This is a genomic window from Romboutsia sp. D33t1_170424_H2 (genome assembly GCF_015669105.1).
GTDB lineage: Bacteria > Bacillota > Clostridia > Peptostreptococcales > Peptostreptococcaceae > Romboutsia_C > Romboutsia_C hominis.
The window spans coordinates 64715-79396 of sequence record NZ_JADOZQ010000002.1 but is presented as its reverse complement, the minus strand read 5'-3'; the positions used below and the strand labels follow the sequence as shown (position 1 = coordinate 79396).

Here is a 14682-nt window from a genome sequence, read left to right as displayed (position 1 = left end):
TATTTACTTCCATTTTGTGTTTAGCCAGTTAATAATATCTTTTACATCGTAATCTTTAGAAACTTTATTTAAATAATCTAGAGCATTATAATTATCCATGCCTATATCTATATCTGTCTTAGGGTTTACTCTAAAATAATTATCTTCTAATAGCTTTTTGCAAAACTCGTTGCTAGTACTTAAACTACTTTCTAGTACTACAGATATTATTGGAAAATCAGGTTCATTGCTTAATATCCAATCTAGTGCTCCCCATTCACTAGTATCTTCTATTATTTTATCAAATTTATATCCTGTACCTATTGATAGTATCCTCATATCGTTTATACTTTTATCAATCTCTTTTGACATTGCATATATCAAACAAGCTAAACTTGGGTTATTTGCCATTATCCCGCCATCTATATGATTTTTATAGGTTGGGAAAAAAATTAAAGCTGCACAGCTTGACATAGCAACATCTACAACTCTTGCATTTTCTGTTTCTGAATTTGGTAGATTGTTGTAATATATAGCTCTCCAAGAATTATTGTCATCCCCTATATAAAAAGTAGGAATTACAACGAGTTTTTTTAAGTCCTTCAATCTTAAATCCTCTGGAAATATACTAAGTAGTACTTTTTTTAAATTATCATTATTATATTTTGGTCTAAATATTTCTTGTTGAGGATTTTTAAATATATATTTAGCATATTCTAATGAATATAGTTTTTTTATACTTTCACAACTTAATCCATAAGAAAGACCTAGAGCTATTAAGCTACCTGTTGAAGTTCCCCCTAATAAATTAGTTTCTTTTAATATATTTGGGTACTCTTTTTGTATTTTGTCAAATAGTCTTATACTTAAAGATCCCCTAAGACCACCACCATCAAATGTAAGCATATTAAAAGTAGATTTGTTCATATTTTCCCCCATTAAAATTTACTTTAATGTAAATTATGCAAAAATAAATAGGATGGTACCATCCTATTTATCTTTATATAATGATTTATCTTTAATCAACCTATTAAACTTTTCTTCTTCTAATGGCTTTGAATATACATAGCCTTGCACGACCTCTGCATTTATATTTTTTAATATCTCTACTTGACTTGTATTTTCTACACCTTCGCATATAGTCATTAATTCTAAATCCTTTGATAAATTTAATATAGACTTTACCATAACTTGAGTTTTTAAATCTTTTTCTATATCATTTAAAAGTGATTTATCTAATTTTAAAACATCTATACATATATCTTTAAGGCCACTTAAGTTTGAATTTCCAGTACCAAAGTCATCCATAGCTATCTTTATACCTAAAGACTTTATATCACTTAATTTCTTGTTTATAAACTTTAAATCCTTTAAAGCTGTAGTTTCTGTTACTTCTATCTCTATTAAATTTGGATTTATTTTATATTTTTTTAACATTTCTTCAATAAAATCTACTAAATCCTTTTGGTATAACTCTACCCTAGATAAATTTATTGCTATTGGAACTACATCTAATCCTTCATTTTCTTGTTTCTTTATAATTTTACAAGCTTCTTCTAATACCCAACGACCTATTTTATTTATAAATCTAGTTTTTTCTGCTAAAGGTATAAATACCATCGGACTTATCATACCTCTTGTTGGGTGTTCCCATCTTATTAGAGCTTCTGCCCCTACTATATCTTTTGTGTGTATATTAAACTTTGGCTGATAATATAATCTAAGTTGATTATTATCTATAGATTTAAATAAATCCCTTTCTAACTCTATCAACTTTTTCTTTTCTTGTTTTAACTTTTCATCAAAGATTACATGACTTATATTATTTATCTCCTTAGATTTAATTCTAGCCATATCTGCATTACTTATAATTTTTTCTATATCATCTTCACCTTGTTCTACTTCACATAACCCAATAGAGACATTTACACTTATATTAAAATCTTTAAGATTTACATTTATAATTTTAGTTTTTATTAGTTCTAATATATCCTTTATATCTTCTTTTGATTTTATCTTAGTAATTATTATAAATATATCTCCTGTAATTCGACCGTAGATTCCTCTATCTTTGAAGTATTTATCTATGTTAATAGCAATGGAGTTTAATACTTCATCGCCGGCTTTATATCCATATACATCATTTATTATTTTAAATTTATCTATATCAAAATTTATAGCTATTAGATTTTCATTTTTATTATCTGATAAATATTTTTTACCTTCAATTAAAATTTCATTATATCTTACGAACTCATGCATTTTCTTATAAGATTTTTTACCTAAAAATGTTTTTATTTTCTTATTTATGATTATAATTATGTAAATTATTATTAAAAAAATAATTATTCTTATTATTCCTATTTTTATAATATTACTTTTATCTAAGTAACTATATTTTATATAATTTCCATCTACATCATTTATTTTTAAAGAGAATATATGATTATTATCTCTAACGGCTTCGTCTAATTTTTCTATTGCCAATTCTTTTTTAATACTGTTTTCTATACCTTTTTCTGAGTGCAATATCCAAGAAAATCCAATTAGTAAAGCAATCAATATAAACAATATAATATTACTACAAATATACCTTTTATAATTCCCTCTTATTTTCATCTACTTTCCCCTATTTTTTTAATTCATTACTATAATATTGTAAATTAATTTTAAACTCAAATCAACCTAAATCGACATATACCTATCTAAATAGCTATAAAACTTAATTATAGTATCTTATAATAAAAAAGTAGCTAACTAATAGTTAACTACTTTTTACTATTTTTATCTAAAAATGATAGTATTCCTTGAGCAATTCCCTCTGATAATCTATTTTGATAAGTATTATCTAAAAGTTTATCTCTCTCTTCTTTATTACTTATAAATCCACATTCCACTACTACTGATGGCATATATGTTTGTTGTAATACTTGTATATGCTGTTGCTTTACGCCTCTATCTTTCATAGTTACATATGCTTTCATAGTGTTTTGTATAGTTTCTGCTAATTGCTTAGATTTATCGCTAGGGTCTGCATCTTGTCTATAATAAGTTTCTACCCCATTTGCAGTATTACCACCTGTTTCTGCATTCATTTGTATAGATATAAATGCATCTGCATTTTGAGAATTTGCAAGTATTGCTCTATCTGAAGTATTTAAAGTTTTATCATCAGTTCTTGTTAGTATTACTTGTATATCATTTTGATTTGATAAAACAGCAGCTACCTTCTTTGATATGTCTAGAGCTAGATCTTTTTCATATACTGCTTCATTGTCTCCTGGTGACTTAATTCCAACATTTCCTGTGTCATCTCCACCGTGACCTGGGTCTATTACCACAGTATGTTTTGCTTCTAGAGGTGTACTAGATTCTGACTCTAAATCAAATTGCTTATTTTCCTCTATTTCCTTTTGTTTTTGTATTTCTTGTGATTTAGCTTCTTTTATATTCCCTATAAGTTTAGAAGTAGATGCAGCAACTTTACTTATCCCAAATATTAGTGCTATGAATATACAAATTACAAAGATTAGCTTTTTCTTGTTGATTCTTCTTGTTTTAGTTTTTCTCACACTTTGCTTTCTTATATTCCTTCTTTTTGACATTGCTATCCCTTCCTGAAATCATTTTGAATTTCTCTAATGTATTTTAACATTTAAGAAGGTTAAATTGCAACTTAATGTCCTTATTTAATTGATGATTTTATCCTCCAAGGGTTATATCTTGTTGATCATACCAAGCTAATGCTTCATTTATATGATTTTTGTTAAAGTCAGGCCAATAATCATCTACTACATAAAAATCTGCATATATAGATTGTACTGGCAAAAATCCACTTAAACGTCTTCTACCACCCCATCTAATAATTAAATCTAACCTAGATACATCATTAGATTGTATATTGTTATGTATATTATTTTTATTTACTCCTTTTGCATTAGCTAGTGTATTTAAATCCCAATACCAACCATAATTAACTAATAAATTAGCTCTTATCTGACCTGGCTTTTCTTTAGTTCTTGTAGTGTATGGTAAAAGTTCTTTGGGAAACATTTTAGAGTCGGAATTTCCTATTACTAATAAAGATGCTCCTTCATCTAAAAGCCTATTAGCTGCCTCAATACACGCTTTAGTAAATGACTCTGTCTGATAACTAGGTCTTCTTGTATTATCTGTAGTAAATCCATAAAAGGTTACTTCTTCAACTCCTAAATCTCTTAACTGTCTATAACTTTCAATACCAGGATCTAATCCATTTTCATATCCTTTATCTTTTCCCATTCCTTTATCTTGTGCCCATCTTCTATTACCATCTGGTATTATCCCAACATGTTTTGGTATTCTCATATGCTTCACCTCTCTATTGGAATTATTTACAATTTTTCTAAAAATTACTCCTTATATATTAAATTTAATGTTCCTTACTTTTACATTTAATTGTGTATATTTTAAATTTAAATGGTAATATATACCAATAATTTTAATATTAAATTAATTGATTTTAACTATTACATATAGTAGACTATATTTAATATGGATAAATTTGGGAGGTTTTCATGAAAAAATTTTTAGCACTATTTACACTTATTTTTTCTTTAGGCTTAGTTGGATGTTCATCTAAAGCTGAAGTTAAAGATGTCCCTGTAAATGATATAAAAGATGCTATAAATAATGAAGCCACTTTACCTGTTCAACCAGTAGCTGATGTAGATGCAAAAAACTTCTATATATTTGAATCTGTAAAAGATAATATACAAGAGGGCTTTGTATTACAGTCTATGATGAATGTCAATCTTCAAGATGTTTTTGTGGTTAAGACTGACAATGTTGAAAAGATTAAAAGTGCTATTGATGAATATAAAAATGGCGATTCATTTAAAATGTTTGCAGATGGTTATGGTGGGGAAAATAATATAACTGCTGCAGCTAATTCAATATTAAAAAATAAAGGGAATTATGTTTACTTTATAGCTACTAATAATGCAGCAGATGTAGAATCTAAAATATTAAAAGTAATAGAAAAATAAAAATATAAAAGCTGTCTCAAAATAAATTGTGACAGCTCTTTTTATATAAACTTTAGGAGGTTTATTAATTTGGTTTTTAGCAGTATAACATTTTTATTTTATTTTTTACCATTAGTTTTATTTTTTTATTTTATATCTCCTAATAAGATAAAAAATTTAGTACTTTTGGTTTTTAGTTTAATATTTTATGCATGGGGAGAACCTGTATATATTTTTATAATGTTGTTTTCTTGTATAGTTGACTATGTACATGCTCTAATAATTGATAAATACAGAGGAACTCTTAAATCTAAGTTAGCTTTAATATCTTCTATTATTATTAATTTAAGCTTACTTGTTTTTTTTAAGTATAGTGATTTTTTTATATCTATACTAAATAGTTTAATCAATTTAAATATACCTTTATTAAATCTTAGTCTTCCTATTGGTATTAGTTTTTATACATTTCAAACTATGTCTTATAGTATAGATGTTTATAGAAATGATTCTCCTGTTCAAAAAAATATAATAAACTTAGGTACTTTTATAACACTATTTCCACAGCTAGTTGCAGGACCTATAGTTAGATATCACGATATATCACATCAACTTATTAATAGATGTATTAGTTTTGATAAAATTTATGAGGGCGTTTATAGATTTATAATAGGTATATTAAAAAAGGTAATAATTGCAAATAATCTAGGTGCTATATGGTTTAGTATTAAATCTATACCTTTTTTTGATTTATCTAATTTAACGGCTTGGCTTGGAATAATCTGCTTTACCCTTCAAATATACTTTGACTTTTCAGGTTATTCTGATATGGCAATAGGTCTTGGTAAAATATTTGGTTTTGACCTTTTAGAGAATTTTAATTTTCCTTACATTTCGAAATCTATAACTGAATTTTGGAGAAGATGGCATATAAGTCTTGGTATATGGTTTAGAGATTATTTATATATTCCTCTTGGCGGTAATAGATGTAGTAAGAGTAGATGGATTTTTAATATTTTTATAGTTTGGTTTTTAACTGGGCTTTGGCATGGGGCTAGCTTTAACTTTATATTGTGGGGACTTTACTTTGGTATTATTCTAATAATTGAAAAATTATTCTTATTAGAAATTCTAAAAAAACTACCTAAGTTTTTAAGTCATATATATGTTATGTTTTTAGTTATTATAGGATTTGTTATATTTGAGATAACAGATATTAATAGTATTTTAATCTATCTAGGCTCTATGTTTAACTTTAATAATACCTTTGTAGATAGTACTTTTTATTATTATTTTATACCTAATATAATTTTAATAGTTTTTTCTATAATAGCATCTACTCCTATTATAAAAATAATTCTAGATAAATATGAAATTTTAAGATTTATAACTTTAATTGTTGGATTTATAGTGGCGACTTCATTTTTATTAGACTCCTCTTTCAATCCATTTCTATATTTTAGGTTTTAGGAGGTAAGCTTTGAAAAAGAAATATAATATTTTAAAACTTATGACTTTAATTTTTTTCTTTGCTTTTATATTTATAGTACCTTTAAGTACATTGTTTACTGAAGATAAAAAAATTAGTGAAATAGAAAATAAAATACTTAATCAGTTTCCACAAATTTCTCTAGAAGATATCTATAGTAAAAGATTCTTTAAGGATTTTGATAAATATACTTCTGATCAATTTCCGCTTAGAGCTAATTTTTTAGAAATAAAAAATTCTTTTAGCTATTTAGTAGGGCAAAGAGAATTTAGAGAAATATATCTAGGAAAAAAACATAGACTTATGGAAAAGTTTGTATTTAATAAGGATATAATAGATAAAAATATTTCCCAGGTCATAAATATGTCAAAATATGTTTACGATAAATATAATATATCTTCTACCTTAATGATAGTACCTAATTCTATAGCCTTTTATAAAGATGAACTTCCTTCTTGGGCTATAACTGATAATCAATATGATACCCTAAATTATATAAATAATAATATAATCTCTATTTCTAAAGACATAGAGCTATCTAATGGTAATAGTTTTATTAATTTTTATACTCCTTATAGTGTTTTAAATAAATATAAACAATTACCAATATACTTTAATACAGACCACCATTGGACTCAGCTTGGGGCAAAAATAGCTTATGATGATATGAATAATACACTTAATATAGATAATATTTTAAAAGATTATAATAAAGTATCTAATAATTTTTATGGTACCTATTATTCAAAGGCAATGCTACCTATGATAAAAGGTGATGATATATACTCTTATGATAAATATAACAATTTTAATATAGCTATTGATTTTAATAAAAAATACAATACTTTGTATGATAAGGATAAGCTAAGTGGAAAAAATAAATATCAATACTTTCTTCATGGAGATCCTGGTATATGTCTTATAGATGGTAGTGGATATGGTGAAATTTTAATATTTAAAGATTCTTATGCTCATAACTTTATCCCCTTTTTAGCTTATGATTATGCTAAGATACATGTTATTGACCCTAGATATTATAAGGTAGATATAGATAAGTACTTAAGTGAAAATAATATTGATAAAATTCTTTATATACATAATCTACAAAGTATAAATACTTATAATCTCTATAGAAATATACTTTAAAATAAACATGATTAAAAAAGCTATGAAATGTATAGTTTAATCTATACAGTTCATAGCTTTTATACTATCTTAAATATTTATTTATATATTTAAAATATTCCCTTTATGTTTTGCTATAGTACCCCTGGTGATAAAATACTGTCTATAAAATTTATGACAACTATATTTTATACTGAAAATAATATTTTAAATTCTGTATAATCAACATTGCTATCTACATAAATCTTTCCTTTGTTCTTTTCCACTAATTCTTTTACTATTGCTAATCCAAATCCATTTTCTTTTTTATTCATATCTGTTTTCGTTGTAAAACCTTCATCAAAAATTTTATCAATTATTTTATCTTCTATTTTAGGTCCATTATTTTTAATACTTATGTATATATTATTAAATATTTTATATGTCTTTATAATGATTAAACCATTATTGCCTAATGCTGTTATAGAATTACTTATTATATTTGATAGTATTTTTTGCAGATCATACTCTGATATATTTAAGTTTTGGATGTCGCTTTCCTCTTCTACTATTATGTTTATATCTTTAAAATCGAAAGAATTAACTATACATGTAATTATAGAGTTTTCATTTGATATAATTTTTATATTACCTGATACTTGATTATTTCCATTTATTATATGTTTTAGAAGATCACCTAATCTTTCATATTGTTCCATTATATATAGTCCATTTATGTAAGAGATTTGTGAACCATAGTCATGCTTTATTTTTTTAAGTTCATTATTTTTATTACTTAATGCTATATTTAACTTTTCTATTTCATTAATTTTTTTATTTATACTTAAAACATACATAAATAGTGATATTAAAAATACAATACAACTAATTATTATTAAATTTTTAAAAACAACACTATCATTTCCATGTATGATTAATGATAAAGAAAGTATATAGTCAAAAGAAAGTACGAAAAATACTCCAACTTCAAAGCAATATTTATATCTACTAAAAATATTATATATTGAATATATTTTATTTTTAAATACCAATATAAGTATTTCTATTGTATACATTGGTAAATACATAGTCAATATTGTAGATAATTCAGGATTATTTAATAGATCTTGTGTATATGACCAATGTATATTCCCAGCTATTATCACAGACATTTGCATTATAATGTATATTATAAAATATGAAGTTATTGCTTTACTATAATGGTTAAAATAAGAACATGCTATTATAACCATGTTAAGTATATTCATTATAATTATAGATAAAGATGTTCCTCCTATTAATTTAGTTACTATAATTATATTTGCAAATATAACTATAGCTGTAAGTATAAATTTAATAGTTCCATCCTTTTTGCTAATTAGTCCTTCTTTTTTCAAACAGTAGTACGGAAAATAACTTATTAATATAGACTGTATTATAGAATTTGTTATGTCTGCTATATTTAACATATTACCTCTTGTTTTTCATTGATTCAGGCATTTTCTCAGTCCCTACTAATAAAAGAGAAGCTGCTCCTGTATTCATAACAACTATTGATAATAAACACATTAACCCACCTATTATTTTTTTCATTTTGCTAGTCCCCCTTAATTTTGATTTTATATTTTTTGTTAAACATAAGACATGAGTCTATAACTAATGTCCATGTTATCTGCTATAGTTAGCATATTACCTCTTGTTTTTCATCGATTCAGGCATTTTTTCAGTTCCTACTAATAAAAGAGAAGCTGCTCCTGTATTCATAACAACCACTGATAATAAACACATTAATCCACCCATTATTTTTTTCATTTTGCTAGTCCCCCTTAATTTTGATTTTATATTTTTTATTAAACATAAGACATGAGTCTATAACTAATGTCCATGTTATAATACTACTATAAATTCCTTTTGAGCTTAATATTAAAGCTATTATAAAGAATATAGTACAACTTATTGTTGCAATAATTCTATTTTTTCTTATTAAATCTTCCCTAGTAAGTGGCATATCTTCATTAATTATTGGTGCTTGATGATATACACTAAATATATTTATTAAATTTAATAGTATAATACTAATAAAATTTAAATTATTATTTATAGATAAAATAATAATAATCCCTGATAGAATAATTGTTGCTACTAGGCATTTAATTTGTGTACTTTCATGATATCCACCTGTAAATGGTTTTGTAAGTCCCATGACAATCATTACTAAAGATATCTCTTTAAAAAGACCTAATAAAGAAAATAATAATATAACAATAAATATTTTTGTTATTTCAAATAAAAATATACTTAATGTATACTCAATTTCCTCTTTTACTTCGTTTGTGTATCCATTATGATCACAAACATCTTCTGTAAAACTTCTTATTTTTTCTCTAATCATTTATATTCCCTTTTTATATATTTTAATTTTTTTATAAATTAATATTTTAAAATAAAAATGTTCTCTGTAATATTATAGCTAGAGAACACTTTTATTTCAACAATATATTTCATATTATTGGTAATATCCTAATATTTTTATATATCTTCTCTCTCCCTCTTTTAAACTAAGGGGATAATCTAGTAAATCATAAGTATGTTGACATATAAGGTAATCTAATAAATATTCACCTTCTAATATTATGTCTGTAACTATCATTGCATGATATGCTACATTATCATATACAAGTTGCACTATATCTCCTAGCTCTAATTCATTATATACTGCATCTCTTGCATATACTCCATAGTTTTCAGTTGAGATGCTATTATTACCTACTACATATTTATAAAAAGGCTCTGCTGCTGTCCAAGTTGGAGTTCTTGAATATTCACTATACCAATACCATTTTTTAAGTACATGTTCTCCAATATTATCAAAAGGAATATTCCCAGCCCTTAGGCACTGTGATATATAATTTGTGCAGTCACCTCCATAAAGTTCATAGTTTGCATAAGTAGGATTATGATCTAGTGCCCATTTTCTAGCATAAGCTACTGCTTTTTCTCTATCATATTCTTTTAGCATATTATCCCCCTAAAAATTATTTTCTGCATATTTTTTTCTTTGCATAATCACTTAAATAATCTTCAAATTCATAAAAACTAATCTTAAATTCTATCGGTGTAGATATTAATTTATCAAACTCATAACTAGAAAAACATATGACCACTGCATTTTCTTCTATATAAAAAGATTGGTCTTTTGTTATTCCTAAAAAACCTTCAATATCTTCTTCATCATAACAATACCTCTCTAGTATAGAGTCTATATTATCTATTATCTTTTCATTTATCCTTTTTATATAGTAGCTGTCTTTTTTAAATAAATCATCTAATGTTATATATTTACCTTCTTTTAAATCATAGTTATATGAATTTATATAACTTATTCCATATAGTCCAGCTATTTGAGAAAACTCTATAACTATACTTATCATATCTTCAGTATTTAAATGTACACTATACTCTGACATTATGTTTTTGTTTATGTTTATATAGTCAAATTCATTTTGTAATTCTATAACTTCTTTAAATGTTTCTACATCTTCATACATATCTTTGTTAAGTTTATTTACTTTATTATGGTTTATACCTTCAGTTTGTATAATTGGATAGTTCAAGTTATAAGATATTCCTTTATGCACTTCGTTGATTTGGTTTTTATCAACATATAACATTTACTTCCACCTCTTTATTTTTACCTTTATTACTTTATATGAATAGGTTCTTTATTTTGATATATATTATATATAAAGTTATATTTGTATATTTTTTGTTACATATATACTATTGAATATATTGCTATACTTTAATATAATAAGTATATTATTGGAAAATGATAAAGAAAGAAGGGATTATTTTGTCGAGAAAGAAGAATAAAAAAAGGCTTTCACCTTTGGCAAAGTTCGTTATATTCTTGGCTGTACTAGTTGTTGCTTTTCCTTTAGCAGCCTTTGGATATCTATACTTTAAACTAAATAGTATTCATGATTCTAGTGTAAACTCAGATATATTGAACAACAATCAATATAAAAATGAAAAAGGAATTACTAATATACTATTAATCGGTACTGATGAAAGACCTGGTGAAAAAACATCAAGATCTGATACGATGATGATACTTACTATTGATAACAAGAATAAGAGTTTAAAACTTACATCACTAGCTCGTGACGCATATGTTGATATTCCTGGACATGGAAAACAAAAACTTACACATGCTTATGCATATGGAAAAGAAAGCTTACTTATAGAAACTATCGAGAAAAACTTCGAAGTTGATATTCAAGACTATGCTACTGTTAACTTCTATTCATTTATGGATATAGTTGATGCATTAGGTGGCGTTGAAGTAGATGTTAAAGAAAATGAAATAAAAGAAATGAATAAGTTTATACCAGAAACTTATAAGTGGGATAATGACCCTAATAAAGGTGAAATTAAGTATATAGAACATGCTGGTAACCAAAAACTTAATGGATACCAATTACTTTCTTACTCTCGTATAAGAAAGAATGACTCTGCTTTTGAAAGAGATAGAAGACAAAGAAATGTTATACAAGGTCTAATAAACGGAGTTAAGAATTTACCTGTAACTAAATACCCTGAGTTATTAAATACTATACTTCCTTATGTTAGAACTAACATGAGTCCTACTGAAATAATAGGATTAGGTACTAAAGTTTTAAGTATGGGTAATTTAGAGTTAAAGCAAATGGAATTCCCTATAGATGATGGTGTTCACAGTACAGGTCATATTATAAGTCATCAAACTGGATGGGTACTTGAATTTACTCCAGATAGTTTAGATATACTACATGACTTTATCTTCAAGGATATAATGCCTAAAGATAATCCTAATATGAAATAGATTTTTAATTAAAAACACCCTATAAACTTTTATAGGGTGTTTTTATTATAATTATATAAATAAAAGAGTTATTCTAGTTAAATAGAATAACTCTTTTTTATTAACAATCTACTATTATTTAACTAAATTTACTACATTATTAAAGGCAGTATCATTTATTCCCCCACCTATTTTGTGTATGCTTTGTGTATTTTTTACACCTAATACAGTCTTTTGAGTTTCACTAATAGTATCTCCTAAGATAACAATAGGAGAATTAAGTTTTGCAGCTAATGGTCCTGCTGTTAGTGCATCTACTAGTGGGTTACTTTTTGTTACTAGTAATGTGTTGTATTTATTTTGAGGATAAAACTTTCCTATTATCTTTGCATTAGTTTCTTGTCTATCATCACCAGATATTCTATTATTTAATACATTATTTAAAGTTATTTTATTTACTTGTTTTATAACTTCATCAGATAATACAGTTTTTCCTCCTACAAAATAAGCCTCTTGTATACCTTGTGATTTTAACCAATTATATATATTTTCGCTTAAACTATCTTTTCCAGATAATATTATAGGTTGTTTATCTATACCAGCTTGTGATGCTATAGATAGTGCATCTACTTCACCATATCCACCTGCTAAATATACCTTATTTATATCAACTTTTTCTGATATTTTTTTAGCTATTTGAAGAGATGTTTCATATCTATCTATACCACCTATTCTAGTTAATGACACACTTCGTAATATAGATTTTAATTCATCCATTATTTTATTATTTACAGAACCTTCTCCACCTATAACTATTATATTACTTGGATTTAATCTTTTGATTTCATCTTTTGTAGAAGTTGGTATACCGTCTTTTTGAACTAGTAATATTGGAGCATCATTTACTGATGCAAGTGGTGTAGCTGTTACTCCATCTACTACTGAATTACCATTTGTAAGTATTACAGTTTTTGCTCCTTCTTTCCATCCTTCTTTGCTTATTTTACACGCTGTTTCGTATCTATCTTCTCCTTTAAGCTCTGTTATTTTTATATTATTTACATAAAGGTCTTTCATGTCACTTTGAAGTTTAGAATTTTTTACTATATCACGTGCTGAGAAATACATACTTCCTTTTATATCACTGTATTGTCTATTTAAGTTTATTTGTTCTTTAATTTCTCCTGCTACATCTTGACCTGGGTAATCTCCTGTCCCATTTTTGTATACACCTTGTCCTATATATAAATCTACATCGTATCCTCTTACTTCATTTGCCCACCAGCTAACTAATTTTGAATAATCAGCTGCAGAGTATCCTATTGGCCAATAAAGCTGAGGAACTACATAATCTACTAGGCCTTGTCTTATCCAAGTTCTAGTATCTGCAAAGTCCTCTGAATAACTCTCTGCTCCTCTTGTATCTGAACCTGTTGGATCACTATCTTTATTTCTCCATATACCTTTTGGGCTTACTCCAAACTCTACATTTGGCTTTATTTCTTTTATGGAATTTTTAACTTCTTTTAATAAAGTATTTACATTTTCTCTTCTCCAGTCCTCTATACTTTGTCCTGGCTTTTTATATTTATTATAAGTGTCACTATCATCTATACCACTTCTATAGAAGTAGTCATCAAAGTGAACTCCATCTATATTGTAATTTTTAACAACCTCATTAACAGAATCCACTACATGCTTTCTAACTTCAGGAAGCCCTGGATTGTATATAAGCGCTTCATTGCTTCCATTTTTACACTTAAGTACCCAGTCTGGGTGTAATCTAGCTGGATTGTTACTTGCTAGTTTACTTAAGTCTGTTCCGCTAGTTGTTACTCTATATGGATTAAACCATGCATGAAACTCCATACCTCTTTTATGTGCCTCATCTATTAAAAATGGTAATGGGTCATAACCTGGGTCTTTTCCTTGAGTACCTGTTAAATATTCTGACCAAGGATTTATATTTGATTTATAAATAGCATCTGCCTTTGGCCTAACTTGAACTACTACTGTGTTTATTCCCACAGATTTTAGCTTATCTAATAATTCTATGTACTCTCTTTTTTGAGCAGTTTCATTATTTTTACTACTAGGCCAATCCATGTTGTAAACTGTTGATATCCAAGCTGCTCTCATCTCTTTATCACTTGCTGATGCATTGACAGTTGATGCTGATAGTATCATTAAAAAAGATACTATAAATGCTTTTAGTTTCTTCATTTCTTCCCCCTATTATATAAAATCCAAATTTTAAACTTAAT

At 26.1% G+C, this 14682-nt stretch carries 15 protein-coding genes; 4 read left to right on the top strand and 11 right to left on the bottom strand.

The annotated features are described in order from the left end of the window. Window positions 1–3: 3 nt before the first annotated feature. The 4 genes from I4U66_RS03360 to I4U66_RS03345 all read right to left on the bottom strand — a co-directional run bounded on the left by I4U66_RS03360 (window position 4) and on the right by I4U66_RS03345 (window position 4326). The gene (locus I4U66_RS03360) at window positions 4–906 is read right to left on the bottom strand and encodes a patatin-like phospholipase family protein (protein ID WP_195237182.1); all 903 of its coding nucleotides are present in this window, start codon (window positions 904–906) and stop codon (window positions 4–6) included. A 63-nt stretch (window positions 907–969) separates the two neighbouring features. Continuing rightward, a complete protein-coding gene (locus I4U66_RS03355; RefSeq protein ID WP_166505929.1) occupies window positions 970–2598 on the bottom strand; it encodes a putative bifunctional diguanylate cyclase/phosphodiesterase in 1629 nt (542 codons plus the stop codon). Window positions 2599–2747: 149 nt separating this feature from the next. Further along, window positions 2748–3584 (bottom strand): N-acetylmuramoyl-L-alanine amidase family protein, encoded by an 837-nt coding sequence (locus tag I4U66_RS03350; RefSeq protein ID WP_092924008.1) that lies wholly within the window; start codon window positions 3582–3584, stop codon window positions 2748–2750. 97 nt (window positions 3585–3681) lie between these two features. Further along, window positions 3682–4326 carry an undecaprenyl diphosphate synthase family protein gene (locus I4U66_RS03345; protein WP_092924005.1) on the bottom strand — a complete coding sequence of 215 codons (645 nt, stop codon included), beginning with the start codon at window positions 4324–4326 and terminating at the stop codon, window positions 3682–3684. A 209-nt stretch (window positions 4327–4535) separates the two neighbouring features. Here I4U66_RS03345 and I4U66_RS03340 point away from each other — a divergent pair, with 209 nt between their 5' ends. From I4U66_RS03340 to I4U66_RS03330, 3 genes are all read left to right on the top strand, one after another. Beyond that, window positions 4536–5006, top strand: coding sequence for a DUF4358 domain-containing protein (locus I4U66_RS03340; protein ID WP_092924002.1), 471 nt, complete (start codon window positions 4536–4538; stop codon window positions 5004–5006). Between the two features lie 69 nt (window positions 5007–5075). After that, window positions 5076–6452 (top strand): MBOAT family O-acyltransferase, encoded by a 1377-nt coding sequence (locus I4U66_RS03335; RefSeq protein ID WP_195928489.1) that lies wholly within the window; start codon window positions 5076–5078, stop codon window positions 6450–6452. Between the two features lie 10 nt (window positions 6453–6462). After that, window positions 6463–7617 carry a DHHW family protein gene (locus tag I4U66_RS03330; RefSeq protein ID WP_195928488.1) on the top strand — a complete coding sequence of 385 codons (1155 nt, stop codon included), beginning with the start codon at window positions 6463–6465 and terminating at the stop codon, window positions 7615–7617. Window positions 7618–7784: 167 nt separating this feature from the next. Here the strand turns inward: I4U66_RS03330 and I4U66_RS03325 are convergent, their stop codons facing one another. The 6 genes from I4U66_RS03325 to I4U66_RS03300 form a co-directional block, all read right to left on the bottom strand. Continuing rightward, the gene (locus I4U66_RS03325) at window positions 7785–9044 is read right to left on the bottom strand and encodes a sensor histidine kinase (protein WP_166505933.1); all 1260 of its coding nucleotides are present in this window, start codon (window positions 9042–9044) and stop codon (window positions 7785–7787) included. Window position 9045: 1 nt separating this feature from the next. Then, on the bottom strand, window positions 9046–9168 hold the full coding sequence (locus tag I4U66_RS03320; protein WP_195928487.1) for a cyclic lactone autoinducer peptide: 123 nt from the start codon (window positions 9166–9168) through the stop codon (window positions 9046–9048). 96 nt (window positions 9169–9264) lie between these two features. Further along, window positions 9265–9387 (bottom strand): cyclic lactone autoinducer peptide, encoded by a 123-nt coding sequence (locus tag I4U66_RS03315; RefSeq protein WP_195581402.1) that lies wholly within the window; start codon window positions 9385–9387, stop codon window positions 9265–9267. Between the two features lie 4 nt (window positions 9388–9391). After that, window positions 9392–9967 (bottom strand): accessory gene regulator B family protein, encoded by a 576-nt coding sequence (locus I4U66_RS03310; protein WP_092923990.1) that lies wholly within the window; start codon window positions 9965–9967, stop codon window positions 9392–9394. A gap of 114 nt (window positions 9968–10081) precedes the next feature. After that, the gene (locus I4U66_RS03305) at window positions 10082–10594 is read right to left on the bottom strand and encodes an amidase domain-containing protein (protein WP_092923986.1); all 513 of its coding nucleotides are present in this window, start codon (window positions 10592–10594) and stop codon (window positions 10082–10084) included. A gap of 16 nt (window positions 10595–10610) precedes the next feature. Beyond that, on the bottom strand, window positions 10611–11246 hold the full coding sequence (locus tag I4U66_RS03300) for an RsiV family protein (protein WP_092923981.1): 636 nt from the start codon (window positions 11244–11246) through the stop codon (window positions 10611–10613). A 182-nt stretch (window positions 11247–11428) separates the two neighbouring features. Between I4U66_RS03300 and I4U66_RS03295 the strand changes: the two genes are divergently transcribed. Then, window positions 11429–12439, top strand: coding sequence for an LCP family protein (locus tag I4U66_RS03295; protein ID WP_240275591.1), 1011 nt, complete (start codon window positions 11429–11431; stop codon window positions 12437–12439). Window positions 12440–12553: 114 nt separating this feature from the next. On the opposite strand, the gene I4U66_RS03290 is transcribed toward I4U66_RS03295, so the two are convergent. After that, the gene (locus I4U66_RS03290; RefSeq protein ID WP_195928486.1) at window positions 12554–14641 is read right to left on the bottom strand and encodes a family 10 glycosylhydrolase; all 2088 of its coding nucleotides are present in this window, start codon (window positions 14639–14641) and stop codon (window positions 12554–12556) included. Window positions 14642–14682: the final 41 nt, after the last annotated feature.

Bases quoted from the DNA above. Each gene is read 5' to 3' on its own strand.
- I4U66_RS03360 (WP_195237182.1), bottom strand. From the start codon at position 906: ATGAACAAATCTACTTTTAATATGCTTACATTTGATGGTGGTGGTCTT.
- I4U66_RS03355 (WP_166505929.1), bottom strand. From the start codon at position 2,598: ATGAAAATAAGAGGGAATTATAAAAGGTATATTTGTAGTAATATTATA.
- I4U66_RS03350 (WP_092924008.1), bottom strand. From the start codon at position 3,584: ATGTCAAAAAGAAGGAATATAAGAAAGCAAAGTGTGAGAAAAACTAAA.
- I4U66_RS03345 (WP_092924005.1), bottom strand. From the start codon at position 4,326: ATGAGAATACCAAAACATGTTGGGATAATACCAGATGGTAATAGAAGA.
- I4U66_RS03340 (WP_092924002.1), top strand. From the start codon at position 4,536: ATGAAAAAATTTTTAGCACTATTTACACTTATTTTTTCTTTAGGCTTA.
- I4U66_RS03325 (WP_166505933.1), bottom strand. From the start codon at position 9,044: ATGTTAAATATAGCAGACATAACAAATTCTATAATACAGTCTATATTA.
- I4U66_RS03320 (WP_195928487.1), bottom strand. From the start codon at position 9,168: ATGAAAAAAATAATAGGTGGGTTAATGTGTTTATTATCAATAGTTGTT.
- I4U66_RS03315 (WP_195581402.1), bottom strand. From the start codon at position 9,387: ATGAAAAAAATAATGGGTGGATTAATGTGTTTATTATCAGTGGTTGTT.
- I4U66_RS03310 (WP_092923990.1), bottom strand. From the start codon at position 9,967: ATGATTAGAGAAAAAATAAGAAGTTTTACAGAAGATGTTTGTGATCAT.
- I4U66_RS03305 (WP_092923986.1), bottom strand. From the start codon at position 10,594: ATGCTAAAAGAATATGATAGAGAAAAAGCAGTAGCTTATGCTAGAAAA.
- I4U66_RS03300 (WP_092923981.1), bottom strand. From the start codon at position 11,246: ATGTTATATGTTGATAAAAACCAAATCAACGAAGTGCATAAAGGAATA.
- I4U66_RS03290 (WP_195928486.1), bottom strand. From the start codon at position 14,641: ATGAAGAAACTAAAAGCATTTATAGTATCTTTTTTAATGATACTATCA.